At 39.9% G+C, this 21,138-nt stretch carries 16 protein-coding genes; 7 read left to right on the top strand and 9 right to left on the bottom strand.

The features are described from left to right. The first annotated feature begins 72 nt into the window (after positions 1-72). Entirely contained in the window at positions 73-2,637 is a 2,565-nt protein-coding gene (locus tag FFU37_RS00345; protein ID WP_138488409.1) for a sensor domain-containing diguanylate cyclase, read from the top strand. A 15-nt stretch (positions 2,638-2,652) separates the two neighbouring features. Here FFU37_RS00345 and rep read toward each other — a convergent pair whose 3' ends face one another. Beyond that, positions 2,653-4,671, bottom strand: a complete 2,019-nt coding sequence (rep, locus tag FFU37_RS00340; protein WP_138488408.1) for a DNA helicase Rep — start codon at positions 4,669-4,671, stop codon at positions 2,653-2,655. Positions 4,672-4,832: 161 nt separating this feature from the next. Between rep and ubiK the strand changes: the two genes are divergently transcribed. Beyond that, positions 4,833-5,096: a ubiquinone biosynthesis accessory factor UbiK gene (ubiK, locus tag FFU37_RS00335; RefSeq protein ID WP_002959905.1), complete on the top strand. Its 264-nt coding sequence runs from the start codon at positions 4,833-4,835 to the stop codon at positions 5,094-5,096. A gap of 216 nt (positions 5,097-5,312) precedes the next feature. Here the strand turns inward: ubiK and FFU37_RS00330 are convergent, their stop codons facing one another. The 8 genes from FFU37_RS00330 to ilvG all read right to left on the bottom strand — a co-directional run bounded on the left by FFU37_RS00330 (position 5,313) and on the right by ilvG (position 14,430). Next, a complete protein-coding gene (locus FFU37_RS00330) occupies positions 5,313-5,957 on the bottom strand; it encodes an NAD(P)H-binding protein (RefSeq protein WP_002959904.1) in 645 nt (214 codons plus the stop codon). Positions 5,958-5,961: 4 nt separating this feature from the next. After that, a complete protein-coding gene (gene can, locus FFU37_RS00325) occupies positions 5,962-6,624 on the bottom strand; it encodes a carbonate dehydratase (RefSeq protein WP_039485938.1) in 663 nt (220 codons plus the stop codon). Positions 6,625-6,654: 30 nt separating this feature from the next. Beyond that, on the bottom strand, positions 6,655-7,830 hold the full coding sequence (locus tag FFU37_RS00320; protein ID WP_138488407.1) for a methyltransferase: 1,176 nt from the start codon (positions 7,828-7,830) through the stop codon (positions 6,655-6,657). A gap of 60 nt (positions 7,831-7,890) precedes the next feature. Continuing rightward, positions 7,891-8,925, bottom strand: a complete 1,035-nt coding sequence (locus tag FFU37_RS00315; protein ID WP_138488406.1) for an ABC transporter substrate-binding protein — start codon at positions 8,923-8,925, stop codon at positions 7,891-7,893. A 97-nt stretch (positions 8,926-9,022) separates the two neighbouring features. Then, positions 9,023-10,576 (bottom strand): threonine ammonia-lyase, biosynthetic, encoded by a 1,554-nt coding sequence (gene ilvA / locus FFU37_RS00310; protein WP_039485942.1) that lies wholly within the window; start codon positions 10,574-10,576, stop codon positions 9,023-9,025. 2 nt (positions 10,577-10,578) lie between these two features. Continuing rightward, positions 10,579-12,435 carry a dihydroxy-acid dehydratase gene (gene ilvD, locus FFU37_RS00305; protein WP_024596945.1) on the bottom strand — a complete coding sequence of 619 codons (1,857 nt, stop codon included), beginning with the start codon at positions 12,433-12,435 and terminating at the stop codon, positions 10,579-10,581. Between the two features lie 103 nt (positions 12,436-12,538). Continuing rightward, the gene (gene ilvM / locus FFU37_RS00300) at positions 12,539-12,784 is read right to left on the bottom strand and encodes an acetolactate synthase 2 small subunit (RefSeq protein ID WP_138488405.1); all 246 of its coding nucleotides are present in this window, start codon (positions 12,782-12,784) and stop codon (positions 12,539-12,541) included. Continuing rightward, entirely contained in the window at positions 12,781-14,430 is a 1,650-nt protein-coding gene (gene ilvG / locus FFU37_RS00295; RefSeq protein ID WP_002959891.1) for an acetolactate synthase 2 catalytic subunit, read from the bottom strand. Before ilvG ends, ilvM begins: the two co-directional genes overlap by 4 nt. A gap of 553 nt (positions 14,431-14,983) precedes the next feature. Between ilvG and FFU37_RS00290 the strand changes: the two genes are divergently transcribed. From FFU37_RS00290 to FFU37_RS00270, 5 genes are all read left to right on the top strand, one after another. Next, on the top strand, positions 14,984-16,654 hold the full coding sequence (locus FFU37_RS00290) for a phosphoethanolamine transferase (RefSeq protein WP_138488404.1): 1,671 nt from the start codon (positions 14,984-14,986) through the stop codon (positions 16,652-16,654). Further along, entirely contained in the window at positions 16,651-17,022 is a 372-nt protein-coding gene (locus tag FFU37_RS00285; RefSeq protein ID WP_007582120.1) for a diacylglycerol kinase, read from the top strand. Before FFU37_RS00290 ends, FFU37_RS00285 begins: the two co-directional genes overlap by 4 nt. Next, positions 17,013-18,959, top strand: coding sequence for an LTA synthase family protein (locus FFU37_RS00280; RefSeq protein ID WP_138488403.1), 1,947 nt, complete (start codon positions 17,013-17,015; stop codon positions 18,957-18,959). The genes FFU37_RS00285 and FFU37_RS00280 overlap by 10 nt, the downstream gene beginning before the upstream one ends. Positions 18,960-19,022: 63 nt before the next feature. Further along, positions 19,023-19,697: a response regulator transcription factor gene (locus tag FFU37_RS00275; protein WP_007377292.1), complete on the top strand. Its 675-nt coding sequence runs from the start codon at positions 19,023-19,025 to the stop codon at positions 19,695-19,697. Further along, positions 19,678-21,114 (top strand): sensor histidine kinase, encoded by a 1,437-nt coding sequence (locus FFU37_RS00270; RefSeq protein ID WP_138488402.1) that lies wholly within the window; start codon positions 19,678-19,680, stop codon positions 21,112-21,114. Before FFU37_RS00275 ends, FFU37_RS00270 begins: the two co-directional genes overlap by 20 nt. The last annotated feature ends 24 nt before the right edge of the window (positions 21,115-21,138 follow it).

Below are 21,138 nucleotides of genomic sequence, written 5' to 3'. Positions count from 1 at the left end.
AACTTGACGATAAGCACTAAAAGTGAAAGTATAAGGCTAATAACTATACAATAAAAATAGCCGGTTAGATCATTGGAAGATAAACTATCAGTATCGAGTAAATTGGCGTATCAAAATAAACGCCTTAGAGCGCTTCTCGAAAAATACAAACAATCACATCACTTACAAAATGCCCTGATCCAATTATCAGAGCAGGCAAGTACTGTGGCCGAGCTAACCCTGCTATACCCCGCCATCCATGACATTTTACAAAAGTACGTACCTAGTAAAAGTTTTTATGTGGTGCTGCTAAATCAGTACAGTCAATCACTGGAACTTTCTTACTTTTCAGATGAAAAAGATGGTATTGCCGTCGCCCTTAACCAATCAAATAGCTTTGATGAAGGCGCCACGGGTTATGTATTTAAACAGGGTAAAACCACATGTTTTACCAAGCAGCAAATGCAAGATGCTGCAGCAGAAGGTTTATTTAAAGCATTAGGCACTCCTGCCGAACACTGGGTAGGCGTACCTGTTTATCAAGAACACAATATTATCGGTGTTTTAGCAGCGCAAAGTTACGATACAAAACAAGGCTATAGCTCACAGCAAATACAATTACTCGAGTTTATGTCGCTTTATTTGGCAACTGCAATAGAGCGTGTAAAAAAACGAGAGCTTCTTGAGTCAGAAGTTAAAATTCGCACCCGCGCACTCACTCAAAGTAACGATGCACTAAACCTTGAAATAGAGCAGCGTAAACGCGCACTTCAACGCCAACAAATTCTATTTAAAATATCTGAGATAGCAACACAAGCTAAAAACCTTGATGACGCTTATTTTAAGATACACGAAATAATAAAAACAATTACCTACGCAGAAAACTTATATATTGCACTTTATGATAAAGAAACAGGGTGGATTAGTTTTCCTTATTGCGTAGATGAATTTAAAGAAAATACACAGCCAAGACGCTTTGCTAAAGGTTATAGCGAACTGGTAATAAGCACCGAAGAAACACAACTAATACACCCATGTAGAGCAAAAGAATTAATAGAAAGCGGGGTGGTACAACGCTCTGCTCCCGTGCCAAAAGAGCAAATGGCCACTAGCTGGTTAGGCGCTCCACTTAAAACAGCTCAAGGTGTTATCGGCCTTATTGTTTGCCAAGCCTACGATAACAAACATATTTTCAGCCGAGATGATTGCGAGTTAATTACCTTTGTATCGCATCAAATTGCAGCTGTTTTACAAACAAAGCTCGTCAATCAAGCAATTGCAAAAAGCCATCAAGAACTCGAATTTAGAGTAAACGAAAAAACCAAAGAATTGCGTCAAACTAATCTGCACTTACAAATGCAAATAGATGAGCGAAAAAAAATAGAGCAGCAGCTTTATCATGATGCACATCACGATTCACTTACGAGCTTGCCTAATCGTAGTCTATTTTTAACTCAGCTAGAAAAAACGCTACAACATTATCAACGTTTTCCTGAGCACCACTTTGCTGTTTTGTTTATCGATTTAGATAAATTTAAAGATATTAACGATCAGCTTGGCCACCATGCAGGCGATCAATTTTTAATTAACGTGAGTGAGTTATTTGCCCAATGTATACGCGAGCATGATTTACTAGCACGTTTAGGCGGGGATGAATTTGTTATTTTATTAACCCATTTAACTGAGCCTCAACAAGCAGAAGATGTTGCAAATCGTATTATAGATTTAATGAAAAAACCCTTTTATCTCAAAGGTGAGTCTTTACAAAGTGGCGCAAGTATAGGGATAACCTACTCAAAGAAAAGCTATACGCATACAGATGAAATTATTCGTGATGCCGATGCCGCCATGTATCACGCTAAAAACTCAGGAAAAAACCGTTACGAGTTATTTCATCCGCTATTAACGCAATCAATACCTGCGCAGACCCTAAAAGCACAACATCACCTTGATATATTACCTATGAGTTTTAGAAGCTCAGAAATAATTACGCTTGATGAGCAACAACAGTCTGAATCTTTATTTGAAGCATTTGGTGAACACCCAATACTTGGCTTTACTAGCTTTGATATTTTGAAAAAGTTTGCATCAGATAAAGAGCAGCATCTGCAAGTAGAGTTACAACTATTACAACGCGCCTATGCACAAGCAATTACTGCAAATGTAGCTATGGCATTGGTTCCTTGCTCTGGTTTGCTACTTGAGGAACACGAATTTGTTTTATTTACAGATACGCTAAATAAACAACAAGGACAAAGCCAACTCTGTTTATTATTTGATGAACAAGAAATTCGCCACGCATGTGCAACGCAAATAAAAAACCTCAAAACGCTATCACAACTTGGTTATTCAATTGGTTTAAACAATTTTGCTAAAGACAGGTGCGAACTTAATTTACTAACCGATATTAATTTTGATTATTTACTACTTAGCTCGACCTTTAGTAAACGTGTTTTACAACAAGAAAGTTACGATTTTCAGCTACAGGGCGTGCTTGCAATTACAAAGCTCAAAGCAATGAAGGTCATTGCTAAAGGCCCATCAATACTTAATTTTATAGCTTTATTAGATAAACACGGTTTGGCATTTTTTGTAGGTAAACAACACGCTTTAGTATGCTCTGAGTTACCTGAAGTGCAAGCAACTCAGTCTCTATAAAGTTAGCCTGAGGTATTACTCAGGCTTTTTAAACATCGCTCGTAAGTTAGCGACTCTTGCTTGGCCTTTTTCCATGCGCTCTGCTTGGGTATTTGGCGCCTTTTTGTTTTCGAACGCGAGATCGTCCTGCGGTAACTCTTGTACAAATCGGCTTAATTCAGTTTGTGAAGTTTCACCAAATTGACGACGTGTCTTTGCATAAGTAAGTGTTAACTCCTGCTGTGCGCGAGTAATACCAACATAAGCTAAGCGACGTTCTTCATCTACGTTGTCCTCATCAATACTTACCTGATGCGGAAGTAAACCCTCTTCCATACCCACCATAAATACGTACGGGTACTCTAAGCCCTTTGATGCATGTAGTGTTGATAAGTGCACTGCATCGGTTTCATCTTCTTCTTCATTACGCTCAAGCATATCGCGAAGGGTTAGCTTGCTAACAACCTCGGCTAATGTCATTGGTTCGTTGTCGGCATCACCTGTCAACATATCTGTTATCCAACGATACAGCTCTGATACGTTTTTCATACGCATTTCAGCCGCTTTTGCACTCGGTGACGACTCGTACAAATATGCCTCGTAATTAATATTACGCACTAAGTCTTTAACAGCTTCGAGCGTATCACCGCGTACTGCGTTATCAGATAGCTCAACAACCCAGCGTGCAAACCCAGCAAGCGCATTAAAGCCACGCCCTTTTAGTCTGTAGCCTAAATCGTTATCAAAACAGGTAGCAAACAAGCTCGCGTGCTTTTCATTAGCAAGCGTACCAAGCTTTTCAAGGGTAACCGTACCTATTTCGCGTCGCGGTGTATTTACGATACGTAAAAAAGCATTGTCATCATCTTGATTAACTAGCAAACGTAAATACGCCATAATATCTTTAATTTCTGAGCGAGCGAAAAACGACATACCGCCACTAATTTTATAAGGGATACGGTTACTCATTAGTGATTTTTCAAAGCCACGTGCTTGATGATTACCACGATATAAAATCGCGTAATCTTTATAGCTGGTTCGCTTCATAAACTTATGTGAAATTATTTCAGCAACCACACGCTCAGATTCATGCTCTTCATCGCGGCACCCTATTACTTTAATCGGCTCACCGTAACCTAGTTCACTAAATAACTTTTTCTCTATGTCATGTGGGTTATTGGCAATTAAAATGTTAGCCGCTTTTAGTATTCGCCCTGCACTTCGATAGTTTTGTTCAAGCTTTATAAGTCTAAGCCCTGGGTAGTCTTTACCTAATAACACTAAGTTTTGCGGGCGAGCACCACGCCATGAGTAAATTGATTGATCGTCGTCACCTACCACAGTAAAACGGGCACGCTCGCCTACTAGCAATTTAACAAGTTGATATTGGCTTGTGTTGGTATCTTGATACTCATCCACCAGCAAGTATTTAAAGCGTTGCTGCCAGCGCTCACGAGAAGTGGCGTTATTGGTAAGTAACAAAGTAGGGATCATAATTAAATCATCAAAATCCAGTGCATTATAAGCACGCAGCTGGTTTTGATAGCGCCCATATAACTGCGCGAACAATGCTTTTTGCGGATCACGCGCTTCGCGTATTGCTTGCTCTGGCAGTACTAATTCGTTTTTCCAACTACCAATTTCCATTTTAAGTAGTTTGAGTAAGTCCTTGTCTTTTTTTAGCTCATCTTCGGTGAGTTCACTAAGAAGCTGATTGGTATCTTGATCATCAAATAGCGAAAAGCCGGGTTTAAACCCTAATGTGCTTAACTCTTTTTTTATTATTTCTAAACCGAGTGTATGAAACGTTGATACCCATAAACCTTTAGCGTCTTGCTTTCCGAGCGTTTGCAGTACTCGTTCACGCATTTCTTTGGCTGCTTTATTGGTAAAAGTAACAGCGGCTATATTTCGCGCTTTGTACTCACATTTTTTCACTAAATAAGCGATTTTATTCGTAATAACACGGGTTTTACCAGAGCCTGCGCCCGCGAGTACTAAGCAGGGACCACTAATATATTTTACGGCTTCATCTTGTTTAGGATTGAGTTTCATAACGACCAAAGAAATTTAAAAGACACGCAATTTTAACGTAACCATTACAGCGAGCATAGCAATTGCCTTAATTAATTAAGGTAAAGATGATCATGTGTTAAATACCGTGGGTATAAGGTAATATTAGTTATTATCATTTAGGCAATGCCGAAGGGACAAATATGATCAACCCAGCAAAACTTGAAGAAATTGCTAAGCAAATTACTAGCAATATGCCACAAGGTGTAAAAAACCTAGCAGACACACTCGAAGGTAAAACAAAGCAAGTTCTACAAAACAAGCTTGCTGAGATGGACTTTGTGAGCCGTGAAGAATTTGATGTGCAAAGCCAAGTACTTATTCGTACTCGCGAAAAGTTAACCGAACTTGAAGCTAAAGTTTCATTGCTTGAGCAACAACTTAGCGCTAAAACTGACGCTGAATAATTATACCAATTGCATTAAATTAGTGTTCTATTATAGCGATAAGAAAATAGCTCAATAACAAGGCTAAAATTATGGTACATAGTTGTTCTATATAAATAATTTTTAACGTAGTTAGTGAGTTATTTAATACACTAAAATGATCTTTTTTTAATAAAATTGGTATTAATTTAATGTACAAAAAAGGCAGCTCAGGCTGCCTTTTGCATTTTACCAAGTTTATTCAAATAGCTCATCAAGTACATAATAAGACAACTTAGCCTGCTGAGCTAAACTCACACTCAGCATTTTTTGCGCAACTTGTTCGCCAGTTATTGGTTTGTAACGCTTTAAAAACGCAAATCGTGTAATAACAGGAAAAATAATACTGCCTATCTTTTCTGCCACTCTAAATTGCTCACGATCGCCTAATAATAAAGATGGTTGTAAAATACTTATTTTATCAAAAGGGAGTGCTTTAATATGTTGCTCAAGCTCTCCCTTCATTTTCAAATAAGCACTATTACTGTGCGTATTCGCCCCGCTTGATGACACTAAGCAATAATGCGTAACGCCATTACATGCCGCTAACTGCGCCGCTATAAACTGATAATCAAAATCTACTTTACGCTGAGCGTGTATCGAGCCCGCTCGTTTACGGGTTGTGCCCAAACACGAAAACAATACATCACCTTTAAAAAGCTCAACATATTGAGTTAATTTTTCAAAATCAATAACGTGATTAACTAGCTTTGCATGTGTGACAGGCAGAGCTCGACGGCTTAACGTAACTACTTTTGTATAACGATCGCTATTAAGTAACTTATGGAGCAACTCATTACCGACCAAGCCTGTAGCACCTATCAACACCGCCGTTTTAGTCATGGATTTATTTATTTTCACCCACTTTTTTAAGTACGTACTGTACTGCTTTTTTGTAGCTTTGCGTTTCTTCACTCGCGCACGTTACTACAGATTCTAAATCATGAAGATGGCCGTTTTCTAAACCATAAACCCAACCATGAACGCTTAGTTCTTGGCCTCGCTCCCAGGCATCTTGCACAATGTTAGTACGACACACATTACGTACTTGCTCAATTACATTTAGCTCAATAAGGCGGCTTAAACGTTCACTTTCTGGCATTGCGTCAAGTTGTTCAAGATGCTTTTCTTTTACATCTCCTACATGGCGTAGCCAATTATCAATAAAGCCAAATTTAGCATTGTTTAAAACGGCTTGTACGCCACCACAACCATAGTGACCTACCACCATTATATGTTTTACTTTTAAAACCTCTACAGCGTACTGCATAACCGATAAGCAGTTATGGTCAGTGTGTACAACCACGTTAGCAACGTTACGATGTACAAATAATTCGCCTGGTAATAAATCAACTATTTGATTTGCAGGTACACGAGAGTCTGAACAACCAATCCATAAATACTCTGGATTTTGTTGCATAGATAAAATTTTAAAAAACTCAGGGTCTGCTTCACTTGTACGAGCAGCCCAACGTTTGTTGTTATCGAATAAATTTTTTAACTTTCTCATTGCATCTCTTATTAAGTCGAGGACGGAAATTTAATGGACATTAGCAAGAACCAAAATATTACGAGGCGTTAACTCCTTTTCACAAAACGTTTTAACGCTTACTTGATAACCTTGCTGTTGCAAATATAAAGCACGATCGAGCACAAGCCAAACTTCAATTGCCCTTCTGAACACATGTCGAACCAGTTCAACTCGGTCAGTTATTTTTTTGCGAGCCACCCCAACCTCTAAATACTTAATATAATCAGTGCCTTGAGGTAATTTTAATGCCTTTTTATCTGCAGCCCATGCACAAAACGATTTAAACGAATCTGAGAATATAGCTTTGTTGACCGAAGGTACGCTTACGTAATATTGCTCGCCAGTGATCGACTTTCTTAGTGCATCAAAACCAAGTCGCCACTCAAGTTCTGTTTTACGCACTTTTTCCAGACGAGAAGGCGCTGTGACAGTTTCTTGTAATGCGAGCTTTAAATCACGATGCGTTAGATTAAGCTCACTTTTATTTGCATCCTCACTCATTGCACGGTACTCATTAGCCGTGAATAAATGGTAGCAACAAGGTGAAAAGCTAATTTGCTGTACTTTCGCTAAACTTGCTTGGCGCATAAATGCTTGGTGTAAGCCACCGCATGCGTGAAGCGCTACAGCATGCATGTCTGTATTAAAAAATTGAGTGATATCGTCTTTTAATACATCTGCTTGGCTAAAGTGCATTGCTAAGCCTTGTTGCTGTGCACTTTTTTGTCCTTGCTCGCATAAGCTTTGTTGCAGTTCAATACTATGCACATTACTTGCGCCATTAAACGCAAGCATTCGACCTAAGTGCCCTTTACCCGCGCACCACTCTAAAACAGGTTGTTTCGTATTAGGTAGTGCAGATACAAAATCTTGTAACTGTGCAAACTTACGACCTTTAATGCCGTTACTTATCCAAAATGGATAATCAGCTTGAGAGTGGGCTGAGCTAGGTAACTCGCATAACTTTGCAAGTTCATCAAGTTGGCTTATATGTTGGCTAAAAAATTGGTATAGCTGGTTTTGATCGTTATCAAGAACGCTTACCTGATCATCAGTTAGTTCGCTAAGTATGCCTTGTAGCTCTGGCCAAGGTATAGTGTCAAAATCAAATGCAGTGCACTGCCAATACTGACGATGACGCATTAAAAGTGAATCAAGTGCTAAAAATTGCTCAGCTAAAGTCATAACAGCTTAAAAAATAAAAAAGACAATTAATTATATCAGTTTCGGGAATTACCTAAGCAGTTAATTTTTACTAAAAATCAGCCGTAAATACAAAGGTATTGAAATAATACTTACCAAAATAGCTGCCATGAGCATCCACGATAACTGCATCTTTTCAGGTTCTTGGTATTTATAAATAAAGTGAGATTTTACTTCGTCAAATTCGTTTTGCTGTATGCCATATAAGTCCGCAATTAAGCGCCACTTTGCTATCGACATATGTCCTAAACTGGTGGTGGGTGGGGTTATATAACTTTTTAGTACTTCAGCCTCAAAAGCGAGCTGATAAAAGCTTTTACCCGGTGCATAGTTTTGCTGGGTGACTGCAATGGCTTCATCCATGTTCATCATTGCATAACGCCATCCTTTTAGGCTCGCTTGGTAGAATTTTTCGACCGTTTGAGGATTTTTCTTAAGCATGTTTTCGCTGGTAAATAAAATGTCGCTATATACGTCCATACCATAACGCTGTGGGCAAACAAGTCGATGAGCAACGCCTTGTTGAGTCATATAATAAGGCTCTGTAGTAACATATACTTGCATAGCATCTAGCTTGTTTTCAATCCAAGCCTGGCCTGGGTTTTCGCCATCGTAAACTTTGAGTTTATCCACATCAACGCCACTGCGTTTAAGCATAATAAGTAGTTCGGTACCATCATTTTTGCTTACCGCAGTAATACGTTTATTAACAAAGTCACGTGGATGAAAAATATCAGACGTGTCTTTAACCATCCAGCAGTAAGGTGAAAATTGCAATAAGGCAGCCATAGCAACAAGAGGTTGTCCATTAATACGTTGCTGTAAAATACCAGAGTGCCCAACTCCAAATTGTGCTTCGCCACTGGCGACAGGAGCAAAGGTATCAGGTTTCATTGGATTAGCTTGTTTAATGGTTACATCAAGGCCCGCTTCATTATAAAAGCCTTTTTGCTTTGCCATATAGTAGCCAGCAAACTGAAACTGATGTGTCCATTTTAGCTGTAATGTGACTGATTCTTGCGCCGCGATATGGCTACAAAAAAAGCACAATCCAATGATTAATCCTTTAACTAGCAACTAGGTGTCCTCAAAAAGTATGACGATTACCTGTAACTATATGTAAAACGTGTAATAAAGCAAGCACCCTAGTTAGGTGCCTGCCTATAAAGAAGGACTATACTGAGGCGAGTTTTTCGGCTTTTTCTGCTTGCGGCTTTGATGTTAAGAATTGGCTAAAGCACGGATTTTGTGTTTCATCTTGTACACTGTAACCTAAACGGTTTAAGTGCTCGTTAAACATCTCATACTGACTCGGCTCAATAGCAAAACCTGCCAGTACATTCCCCATCGAACCACCGTGATTACGATAATGAAATAAGGTAATGTTCCAATTACTACCTAAAGTATCTAAAAAGCGTGCAAGCGCACCTGGATACTCCGGAAATTCAAAGCGAAGTAAGCGCTCATGTAATTGCTCGGGTGCTTTTCCGCCAACCATATAGCGCACATGTAATTTAGCGAGTTCGTTATCCGACAGATCGCAAAATTGGTAATCATTATTTGTTAAGTCTTGCTTTAGCTCATTAAGCTCTTGCTCGCCTTGGCGCAGGGCAATACCTACAAATATTTGTGCTTCACCAGGTCCTGCATAACGATAGTTAAACTCAGTAATAGCACGGCCACCTAAAGAAGCACAAAACTGTTTAAAGCTGCCTTTTTCTTCTTTAATAGTAACCGCTAATAACGCTTCGTTTTTTTCACCCAGCGCAGTGCGCTCTGCAACATAACGCAGGCGATCAAAGTTTAAATTAGCACCGGATAAAACAGCCGCTAAATGTAACCCTTTTAAACCAGACTGCTGGCTCCACTTTTTAAGCCCTGCCGTTGCAAGTGCACCTGAAGGCTCTGCTATTGCACGGGTAGATACAAAAATATCCTGCATGGCAGCACATATTTCGTCGCTGGTGACGGTTATAACTTCATCACAAAACTTTTGCGCTAAGCGAAATGTTTCAGTGCCAATAATTTTAACCGCTACGCCATCAGCAAAACTACCAACGCGCTCAAGCTCTACCGGTTTACCTGCTTTAAGTGCCGCTTGTAAACATGCACTTTCGTCGGCTTCTACACCAATTACTTTTATATCTGGACGCAGCGATTTGATATAAACCGCCATCCCAGCAAGTAAACCGCCGCCGCCAACAGGAATAAACACCGCATCAAGCTCGTTTAATTGCTGCATGAGCTCACGTGCTACAGTACCTTGACCAACAATGACGTCTGGGTCATCAAATGGTGGAACAAATATACCGTTTCGTTGCTCTGTAAGCTCAAGCGCATGTGCTTTTGCGGCATCAAAATGATGCCCATGTAGCACAACTTCACCGCCAAGCGCACGTACCGCACTTACTTTTATTTCAGGCGTTGTTACTGGCATTACAATTGTGGCTTGATGCCCTAAGTGAGAAGCACTTAGTGCAACCCCTTGAGCATGATTACCCGCTGAAGCAGTGATAACCACTGAGCCTTTAGGTAATTTATTTAATTTGTTATACGCACCGCGTAATTTAAATGAATACACGGGCTGTTGGTCTTCACGCTTTAACCAAACATGGTTACCTAATTTAGCACCAAGCTCAGCCATTTCGCTGACCTCGGTAACTTTAGCCAAAGGCTCCATGTTTGCTTGAATAATAGCGCGAAAATAATCGAGCTCTTGAGAGACCATAATTAACTAAGCGCCTCCAATTTAGCTAAGTCACGCACTGCGCCTTTATCAGCACTTGTTGCAAGTAATGCATAGGCTTTTAAGGCAGACGATACATAGCGCTCACGATCAACTGGTTTGTACGCCAGTTTTCCGCGTGCTAATTGTTTTTGTTTACGTGCTTCAAGCTCTTCATCACTTAACGCTAACGTAATTTCACGGGTTGCGATATCAATAATGATTTTGTCGCCATTTTCAACATAAGCAATTGCACCACCACTTGCCGCCTCTGGTGATACATGACCAATTGATAAACCCGAAGTACCACCCGAAAAGCGACCATCAGTAATAAGTGCACATTTTTCAGCTAGGCCTTTTGATTTCAAGTAGCTAGTTGGATATAGCATTTCTTGCATACCTGGGCCGCCTCTAGGGCCTTCGTAACGAATAACCACGATATCACCGGCTTTTACTTCATCGTTTAAAATACCTTCTACAGAATCATCTTGTGACTCGTACACGACTGCAGTACCTTCAAAATGTAGCATTTCATCAACAACGCCAGCGCTTTTAACAATACAGCCATCAACTGCTAAATTACCCGAAAGTACAGCTAAGCCACCATCTTGACGAAAAGCGTGTTCGACACTTCGGATACACCCATTAACACGGTCGTTATCGCCCTCGTCCCAACGACACTCTTGGCTCATTGCTTTAGTGGTACGAATGCCCGCAGGGCCAGCACGGTAAAATTTGCGCGCTGCTTCGTTAGTAGGATCTGTTGCATCCCATTTTTTAACGAGCTCAGCCATAGTTGACCCAGCAACATGATTAACTGACATATCAACTAAGCCTGCTTTGCCAAGTTCACGTACGATTGCCATCATGCCGCCTGCGCGGTGCACATCTTCAATGTGATATTCAGGTGTCGCTGGTGCAACTTTACATAAAAATGGTGTTTTACGAGAGAGCGCATCAATGTGCGACATATCAAAATCAACGCCCGCTTCCTGCGCTGCAGCAAGCAAATGCAATACCGTATTTGACGAGCCACCCATTGCAATATCAACAACCATTGCATTCATAAAGGCTGTTTTGTTAGCAATAGCACGTGGCAATACATCTTGATTATCTTTTTGATAATACTCACGACATAAATCAACAATACGAGCCCCCGCTTCAACATAAAGTTGTTTACGGTCTTTATGAGTCGCAAGCGTCGTGCCGTTACCTGGCAATGCTAAACCAATCGCTTCTAGCAAACAGTTCATTGAGTTTGCAGTAAACATGCCTGAACACGAGCCACATGTTGGACACGCAGAGCGCTCTACTTGCTCTGAATCTGCATCACTTACCGATTCATCAGCGCCTTTAACCATGGCATCTACTAAATCAAGTTTAATATCGATGTTAGCAAGCTTAGTTTTACCTGCTTCCATTGGACCGCCTGATACAAATATTACCGGAATATTTAAGCGTAGTGCTGCAAGCATCATTCCTGGAGTAATTTTGTCGCAGTTTGAAATACAAATCATCGCATCAGCACAATGACCATTTACCATATACTCAACTGAGTCAGCAATTAAGTCACGTGAAGGCAGCGAATAAAGCATGCCGCCGTGACCCATTGCAATACCATCATCAATCGCAATAGTATTAAATTCTTTAGGGACGCCACCGGCTTGTGTAATGGTTTCAGCCATAAGTTCACTTAACTGATTAAGGTGAACATGCCCTGGTACAAATTGTGTAAACGAGTTAACTACGGCAATAATCGGCTTACCAAAATCGGTGTCGGTCATACCTGTTGCGCGCCATAATGCACGAGCGCCTGCGCGTTTACGCCCTTCAGTTGTTGTTGCACTTCTTAATTTAGCCATAGTTACCTCAGTTTTTGCCGCAAAATAAGCGGGCATTCCTCATTCTAAAATTGGTGAGTAACCGAGTGATTCAGTTACTCGTAAATTGTTTTTCAGTTCGTAATTACACAGCCTGTTGTTGCTGTAAATCTTGTAAAGTGACTTCTTTTACATCCACCAGCTTATTTAACTGGCTGGTTAAAAGGTGAATTGGTTTATCACTATCTACCGTCATGTCTACATTATAAAAACCATCGTCCATATTGAGCTGAAAATGCGTAAGGTCAAAACCACGATGACGCACCACTCGTAAAAAGCGCTCTACCGCTATACTTTGGCTTTTTAATGCAATAGTTAGGCTATGTTTCATTTTGCTTTCTCCGTCATCATTTCGTCGTTAGCAGCCCCAGGTGGTACAAGTGGCCAAACATTTTCTTTATCATCAATACAGGCATGTACTATGTACGGACCTTTACTGTTAACTAATGCAGTTATCGCATCATCAACTTGGTTAGCGTGAGTAATTGTTTGCCCTGGAATACCAAATACAGCAGCTAATTGCACAAAGTCTGGGTTATCCGACAGATTAGTTTCAGAATAACGTCCTTCAAAAAATAGTTCTTGCCATTGGCGAACCATACCCAAGCGCTGGTTATCTAAAATTAATATTTTTACAGGTAAATTGTTACGACGAATAGTGGCCAATTCTTGAATATTCATCATTATAGAACCATCGCCCGATACAGTGATAACAAAGTCATCAGGGCGTGCTACTTGCGCGCCAATAGCCGCAGGTAGACCAAAGCCCATTGTGCCTGCGCCACCACTACTTAAATGATTACTCGGATGAGTAAACTTCATGTGTTGTGCTACCCACATTTGGTGCTGACCAACATCGCAGCACACAACCCCTGTTTTTGGCATGCGTTGGCTTAGTTGGTTTAATAAGTACGGTGCAAAAACCTTCTCACCTGGGTAGTCGTAACGCCAAGCATGCTTAATATTCATTTCTTTATTTGTGTCACACCAAGCTTTAGGTGTTACAAAGCACTCAAGTGCGGGTAACGACGTTTTTAAATCGGCAATTAATGAAGCTTTAGCAGGTTTTCGCTTACCAACTTCAGCAGCATCTATATCTAAATGGATTACTTTAGCTTTAGCTGCAAATTTAGCCAAATTGCCTGTTACGCGGTCATCAAAGCGCGCCCCTATACATACAAGTACATCACATTCTTGCACTGCGATATTAGCAGCTTGACCACCATGCATACCCAACATACCTAAGTAATGTTCGTAATCTGGTAATACACTGCCCAACGCTTTAAGTGTTGATACAGCTGGCATCTGCGTTTTATTTAAAAATTGCATTAGTTCGTCTTGCGCATCAGCGGCTTGTACACCACCACCTACATACGCTACAGGCTGTTTAGCCTCACTCAACAATTGATTAGCAATAGCAACTTGCTTTAAATCTAACTCTGGTAAGTATTCATCAGCGGCTAGCCAAGGTTTAAAAGGGACTTGAGCCATTTGAATATCTTTTGGGATATCGACAAGTACAGGACCTGGGCGGCCGCTTTGCGCTAAATGAATTGCTTCTTGTAATATCTCTGCTAAGTCTTCAGCTCGTTCTACCATGTAGCTGTGCTTAGTACACGAAAGCGACATACCTAGTACATCTATTTCTTGAAACGCATCTGAACCAATAGCTGCAGTAGGCACTTGGCCGGTGATCGCCAATAATGGTACTGAGTCCATCATCGCATCAGCAAGGGCAGTTATTAAGTTAGTTGCACCTGGGCCCGATGTTGCAAAACACACACCTAATTTACGCGTGCTGCGAGCATAACCAACAGCTGCAAACCCTGCACCTTGCTCATGACGAGTAAGGTAGTGTTTGACTGGCGCGCCATACAGCGCATCGTAAATTGGCATAATAGCTCCGCCTGGGTAGCCAAATACTTCATTTACGCCGTGTTTGGCCAATAAGTCGATTGTTAGTTCTGCGCCTGTCATTAATAAACCCTCATTCCTCAGTGACAACCCAATTACATTTTTACGCTAAAAATTTTACCCTTAAAACTAAAAAGCCCTCCGAACGGTTAAGTGCGGAGGGCTTTTTTAATGCTTAAGTTTTTAAAGCACTACGAAGCCCTCGCGGGAATAATCACCACGATAATAATCAGGACTAGGTTAAGTGCGTTTGTAAGCATGTAATTAATACCAAATTTTGTTCAATTATCGCGAAGGTTATTCCTTCGCTCTCTTTTTATATTAGTACCGCGCTAGGCCCTTTAAGTCAACACCAAAGTTAATCTAACAAAAAGACTAAAAGGCAATTTATCAGGTTTTAAAATTCATTATACAAGCTAGTAGTGGTTTTTTTATGCTCTAATTTTAACCTCAGAAATTCACTATTCTTATATCCCTTATTTAAGGTTTGATTAATTTTTGAGAATATTTTTATAAATAAAATTATTTATCACCTTCAGGTAATGCGTAGGTTCTCTTAAGCGACTCTTAAGTGTTGTTGCATAGCATGGCGTTGTTATTTTAAACGAGCCTAAATATGAACATAACTAGCCAAACACCAGCACAAAAAAAGCCAAATCGTAGTAAGCGGTTTTACATTCACTGTAGTGCAAATGCCTTTGTAGTGATGATTGCCTGTTATTACTGTTTAGTTATAAACATTCCTTTTATTCAAGGTTCGTTTAGCGCCATCACCTCTCTTGCATCTTTTTCATGGCTATTTTTACTTTCAGTGCCACTGCTGTTGCTATGCCTTTTAATTATTTTCTTTTCAATAGTGTCGGTTAGGTGGTTACTAAAACCAATTAACTACCTTTTACTGATAATTTCGAGTGCCGTACTTTACGGCTCATTAAATTACGGCGTCGTGTTTGACTATTCAATGATTCAAAACACGTTCGAAACCGATTCAAGCGAAGCGATGAGCTATTTAAACCCTCAGCTCATAGCTTTTTTACTGTTGTTTTGTGCGCTACCTGTTTTTATATTAAGCAAAGTAAAAATACACTTTACTCGCCCTCACCAAGAAGCGATTAGTCGTATAAAACTTATTGTAGCGTGCTGCTCATTAATTGCTTTAGTGGTCGTAAACTTTTACGCCGACTACGCAGCCACTGGCCGCAATAACCGCATTTTGAAAAAAGAACTCATCCCATTTCAGTATCTCTCTAGCGGTTATAAATATATGCGCGATCAGCTGCTGTATACCAATATGGAATTTAAAAATATAGATGCAACACCTACCTTAATTGCGCCTAACACCACCAGCGTAACAGTTATGGTTGTTGGCGAAACCGCACGAGCAGAAAACTTTGCTTATCAAGGTTATAAGCGCAACACCAACCCTTATACACAAAAGTATAATGTGACGTATTTTAATAATATGGCGTCTTGTGGCACCGCTACTGCAGTGTCTGTGCCGTGTATGTTTTCACTGCAAACACAAGATAACTTTGATCGATTAGCAGCCGACAACCAACAAAACCTGATTGATTTAGCACAACAAGCTGGCAGCGACGTACTGTGGGTTGATAACAACAGCGGCTGTAAAAACGTATGCACCCGTGTTGTTAACATTGATATCCCAATCACCCCATCAGCGCTTTGCGATGGAAAATATTGTTTTGATGAAGCACTTCTTGCTCCACTTAAGCGCAAACTAGCTAATTTAAACCAAGCTAATACCGTTATCGTCCTACACATGATGGGCTCACACGGACCAACCTACTTTAAACGCTACCCAGAAAAATTTAAGCAATTTACGCCCACGTGCGACAGAAGCGACATTCAAAACTGCTCACTCGATGAATTAGTTAATACCTACGACAACACAATTGCGTACAGCGACTTTGTTAACGCCCAGGTAATTGAGCAATTAAAAGCGCTGCCAAATAACATAGATAAGCAGTTTTTATATGTCTCCGATCATGGTGAATCACTTGGCGAAGCCGGTGCTTATTTACATGGTTTTCCTTATAGCTTTGCACCTAGCACACAAACGCACGTTCCTCTTTATATCTGGGCTGATGAGCATAATCAGCGCATTACCAATACCTGCTTGGCTAATTTAGACACCACTGCTGCACGCTCACACAACAATATTTTTCACACCCTTTTAAATTTAATTGGCATTAAAAGCAAAACGTATCAGGCATCGCTTGATTTACTTGCTAGCTGCCAAACAACACCAAGCGAAATAAAACTATGAGTAATAAAACCGTCATAAAACGCCAAGGCTTAATGCGCCTTATTTTTACCTTAAGCCATTCTTTTAACGGCTTAAAATGGATGAGTCGATTTGAAGCGGCGTTTCAACAAGAGCTAGCACTGTTTTCGTTACTCGGTGTGTTTGTGTGGCTACAAGAAATTGCACTAAGGGATAAATTACTGCTTATAGCCAGCCTGCTTTTTGTATTGTTTGCTGAGCTGGTAAATACGGCAGTTGAGGTTGTAGTTGATAGAATTGGCAGTGAATACCATGAGCTTTCGGGGCTAGCTAAAGATATTGCCTCTGCAAGCGTGTTTATAGCTATGCTAATTGCCGCTCTTATTTGGTGGGCTGTGTTATGGGCATAAAGCTAACTTTTATACCTAAAATACAAAATGCACTTGGCCCTGTATGGATTTTTGTTGTATTTACTGTTTTGGCACTTAGCTTTTTAACACTTGCTCGCTTTGGATTAAGTGTATGGCAAGGGGAGCGTGTATTTGGATCGCATGCGTGGTTGTCTATATTTATAGGTGGTTTAAGAGTTGATATAGCCACTCTAAGCTACATTATTATGCCCGCATTACTACTTACTTTACTGATGCAAAGCGTAGGTTGGCAAAATAAAGTACGCGGCCTCATTAAAATTTATTTAGTGGGAATGTCTGCTTTACTTGTTTTTTTTGAAGTGATTACGCCTACGTTTATAAACGAGTACGATTTGCGCCCAAACCGCTTATTTATAGAATATTTAATTTATCCTAAAGAAGTCTCAAAAATGATTTTTTCAGGCTATAAGTTAGAAGTATTTATTGCTGTTATAGCACTTATTTTAAGCTGTAAATTTGCAAGTAAAATGTTTAGCAATCAATGGCAAAGCAAGTCATCACTAACAGGCTTAAACCAATCAATTTTAGCGCTTGTTTTAGTATGCTTAACTATTTTTGGCGCCCGCAACTCATTAGGACACAGACCACTTAACCCCGCCATGGTCTCGTTTTCTACCGATCATTTACTTAACGACTTAACCCTTAACTCACTTTATAGCGTCGCGTTTGCAGTTAAGCAACTTTCTAATGAGCAATCGAGCCAAGACTATTACGGTAAAATGCCCACCGATGAATTACTTAGTATTGTGCGTAGTAACATGCAAAATACGCAAGGCACATTTAGTGATGTAACCGCCCCTACAAAAACGTTTCATGGCGCAAGTAATACAGGTAAACCCAAAAATTTAGTCATTATTTTACAAGAAAGTTTAGGTGCTCGTTATGTAGGCACGCTTGGCGGTTTACCACTTACACCTAATATAGACGCCCTTTATAAACAAGGCTGGGGATTTAATAATTTATACGCCACGGGTACACGTTCAGTGCGTGGAATTGAGGCGGTAATTACAGGATTTACACCAACGCCTTCGCGTGCGGTTGTTAAGCTTGATAAATCACAACGCGACTTTTTTACCATTGCTGATTTTTTAGCGAAGCAAAATTACAACACGCAGTTTATTTATGGTGGCGAAAGCCATTTTGATAACATGCGCAGCTTCTTTTTAGGCAACGGTTTTAAAAGTATCGTAGATACAAATAACTTTAAAAAAATAGACTTTAATGGCTCGTGGGGCGCATCAGACGAAGACTTGTACGACCAAGCCGACATAGAACTTACTAAGCTTAAAAATCAAAACAAACCCTTTTTTAGCCTTATATTTTCAAGCTCTAATCATAGCCCGTATGACTTTCCTGACGATAAAATAACGCTGTACGATAAACAAAAACAAACCCGTAATAATGCTGCCAAGTATGCCGATTACGCACTAGGCACCTTTATCGAAAAAGCTAAAAAATCGAGCTACTGGGATGATACTGTATTTATAGTTATTGCCGATCACGACTCGCGCGTATCGGGTTCAAATTTAGTACCGGTTGATCACTTTAAAATTCCGGCCGTTATTTTTGGAAAAGGTATTACCCATAAACGAGATAGCCAACTAGCCAGTCAGCTCGATATTCCTGTTACTCTACTGTCTTTAATTGGCGCAAGTGGTAAGCACCCAATGATAGGTCATGATTTATCAAAGCCAATTAGCGACAACAAACAACGCGCAATGATGCAATACGACAAAAACTTTGCCTACATGCACGATAATAAAGTGGTGGTGTTACAACCACAAAAACCAGCAACCACCTATACGTATAGCAATAACCAGCTTGTGCCATGTGAAAACGATGAGCAACTAGTAAAAAAAGCCCTAGCCCATGCGAACTTAGGTAATTTAGCCTACACAAATGGTTGGTATCATTAACCAAGTGACTTGATAATAAAGCCTTGTTAAAGTAACAAGGCTATTTTTATAAACCGAGTAAACATGAAAATCCTCGTTATTGAAGACTCAGAAGCATTAAGACGAAGCTTGCAAGTTGGCCTTAGCAACCTTGGTTTTACCGTAGATGAAACTGGTGATGGCTCAGAAGGGCTGAGTATGGCACTAAGTGGAAACTACGACCTCCTCGTACTTGATTTAATGCTACCGAGCGTTGATGGCATGAGTATTTTACAAGCACTGCGCAGCAGTAATAGCCAAAGCCGTGTACTAATTTTATCGGCACGAAGTGAGCCTCAAGATAAAATTAACGGCCTTATGAAAGGCGCTGACGATTATTTAACTAAGCCATTTTCGTTTGAAGAACTCCATGCTCGTGTCCTTGCATTACTTCGTCGTGGTTCACTGCAAAATCAACAAAATACCCTTACCGTAGGTGATTGCGTATTAGATCTCTCCCTTAAAACTCTTCACTACAAGCAACATGCCATTGAGCTCACGCGCAATGAATATAAAATAATAGAATGCTTATTTAACGCCCCAGAGCGAGTATTGGGGCTTGAACTTATAAGTGAAGCGGTGGTAGGTCAGTTTGATATGCTCTCTAAAAATGCGCTTGAAGCACACATCTCAACCATACGTAAAAAAGTAAGACAGTTTGATGGCGAGCTCCCGATAAAAAATAAACGTGGATTTGGTTATGTCGCAACAACAAAATAAAAGTCACTCAATAAAGCGTAAACTCGTTAATAATATTAGCGCTGTGATCTCAGTTATTTTGTTCACCATATTTTTAACCGTTGATTTAAGTGTTGATACTTGGGTGGAAGATCAGTTCAATCAGTCTTTAACTAATAAAGCTAACTACTTAAAAACCTTAGTTGAAGATGACAACAACGTGGTTGAATTTGATTTTGCTGGTGAGTTTATGTCGGAATATGAAGCTGCAGATGCCACGGAGTTTTACCAATTATGGCATGGCCGTGATGTGTTTGAACGCTCGGACTCATTAGCGCTTTATGAAAATGCTAACCTGCCTTTTTTAGAAATGCCGATAAACGAATCTAAAATTATAGATTACGAGCTTCCTAACGGACGTGATGGTCGCGCACTTATAAGTCACTTTGTAGCCCAAAAAGATGATAGAAACCCCACTCACTCTGCTGTTTTTAATACCATGACGCTTGCAATTGCAGCGCCCACCTCTGAGCTTAATAAAGTACTGATTATTATTGATGTGGTCTTTATTTTAACCTGTGTACTTGGTGTGTTTGGTGTGCGCTATTTAGTGACACGTATTGTAAATAAAGGCCTGCACCCTCTACACAATTTAAACGACCAAATTAAGTTACTCGATATTACCGGTGTTGCGCAAACAATAGAAAGCGACTTTAAAGTAGAAGAAATAGAACCTATACGTAACGAGCTAAATAAGTTTATTACCGTTAATCAGCAACTCTATAGTAATGAAAAACGCCTAACAAGCGACATTGCACACGAGCTAAAAACCCCAATAGCTGAACTCATAAGCCTCTCAGAGGTGGCTATTCGCTACCCTGACGATAAACGTATTAGCGACACCTATACAAGTGATGTACTTAGTATTTCACAGCGTATGAAAACGATTGTTAACAACCTCTTATTATTGCAGCGCTCAAGTAGTAGTGCTATGCAATTGAATGCGCAAAATATCATTCTAAATAACTTAGTAAATCAAATTATTGATGAGCTGACCTTTAAGCATCCAAGTATCAAAACGCGTTTAAATAACGAAATAAGTGGCGAACTTATGCTTAATGTTGACGAATTTAGTTTAAATACCATTTTGTGTAACTTAATCGATAACGCACTATTTTATGGACTCCCTGAGGCGCCAATTAAATTAACTGCCGTAAATAACAGCACAAACATGAGCATCTCTGTTAGTAACAAAGTAAATAAACCACTAAGTGGTGAACAGCTAACTGCTATTTTTGACCCGCTCTATCAGCTAGATTCATCTAGAACTAATAATCAGCGCCATGGTTTAGGATTATCTATTGTACAGAGCTTATGTAACTTAAATGGCTTTACTATTAAGGCCAGTAATACCGAAAACAATACGCTAACGTTTATATTAACGTTACCTCTGAAGTAAATTTAGGTTAGTATTTACACTACT

Source organism: Pseudoalteromonas distincta (assembly GCF_005877035.1).
Lineage (GTDB): Bacteria > Pseudomonadota > Gammaproteobacteria > Enterobacterales > Alteromonadaceae > Pseudoalteromonas > Pseudoalteromonas distincta.
This window is presented reverse-complemented; position numbering and strand designations above follow the sequence as displayed.

What these genes read in the sequence shown, in the direction of transcription:
- rep (WP_138488408.1), bottom strand. Translation starts at nt 4,671, where the DNA reads ATGAAACTCAATCCTAAACAAGATGAAGCCGTAAAATATATTAGTGGT.
- ubiK (WP_002959905.1), top strand. Translation starts at nt 4,833, where the DNA reads ATGATCAACCCAGCAAAACTTGAAGAAATTGCTAAGCAAATTACTAGC.
- FFU37_RS00330 (WP_002959904.1), bottom strand. Translation starts at nt 5,957, where the DNA reads ATGACTAAAACGGCGGTGTTGATAGGTGCTACAGGCTTGGTCGGTAAT.
- can (WP_039485938.1), bottom strand. Translation starts at nt 6,624, where the DNA reads ATGAGAAAGTTAAAAAATTTATTCGATAACAACAAACGTTGGGCTGCT.
- FFU37_RS00320 (WP_138488407.1), bottom strand. Translation starts at nt 7,830, where the DNA reads ATGACTTTAGCTGAGCAATTTTTAGCACTTGATTCACTTTTAATGCGT.
- ilvA (WP_039485942.1), bottom strand. Translation starts at nt 10,576, where the DNA reads ATGGTCTCTCAAGAGCTCGATTATTTTCGCGCTATTATTCAAGCAAAC.
- ilvD (WP_024596945.1), bottom strand. Translation starts at nt 12,435, where the DNA reads ATGGCTAAATTAAGAAGTGCAACAACAACTGAAGGGCGTAAACGCGCA.
- ilvM (WP_138488405.1), bottom strand. Translation starts at nt 12,784, where the DNA reads ATGAAACATAGCCTAACTATTGCATTAAAAAGCCAAAGTATAGCGGTA.
- ilvG (WP_002959891.1), bottom strand. Translation starts at nt 14,430, where the DNA reads ATGACAGGCGCAGAACTAACAATCGACTTATTGGCCAAACACGGCGTA.
- FFU37_RS00290 (WP_138488404.1), top strand. Translation starts at nt 14,984, where the DNA reads ATGAACATAACTAGCCAAACACCAGCACAAAAAAAGCCAAATCGTAGT.
- FFU37_RS00285 (WP_007582120.1), top strand. Translation starts at nt 16,651, where the DNA reads ATGAGTAATAAAACCGTCATAAAACGCCAAGGCTTAATGCGCCTTATT.
- FFU37_RS00280 (WP_138488403.1), top strand. Translation starts at nt 17,013, where the DNA reads ATGGGCATAAAGCTAACTTTTATACCTAAAATACAAAATGCACTTGGC.
- FFU37_RS00275 (WP_007377292.1), top strand. Translation starts at nt 19,023, where the DNA reads ATGAAAATCCTCGTTATTGAAGACTCAGAAGCATTAAGACGAAGCTTG.
- FFU37_RS00270 (WP_138488402.1), top strand. Translation starts at nt 19,678, where the DNA reads ATGTCGCAACAACAAAATAAAAGTCACTCAATAAAGCGTAAACTCGTT.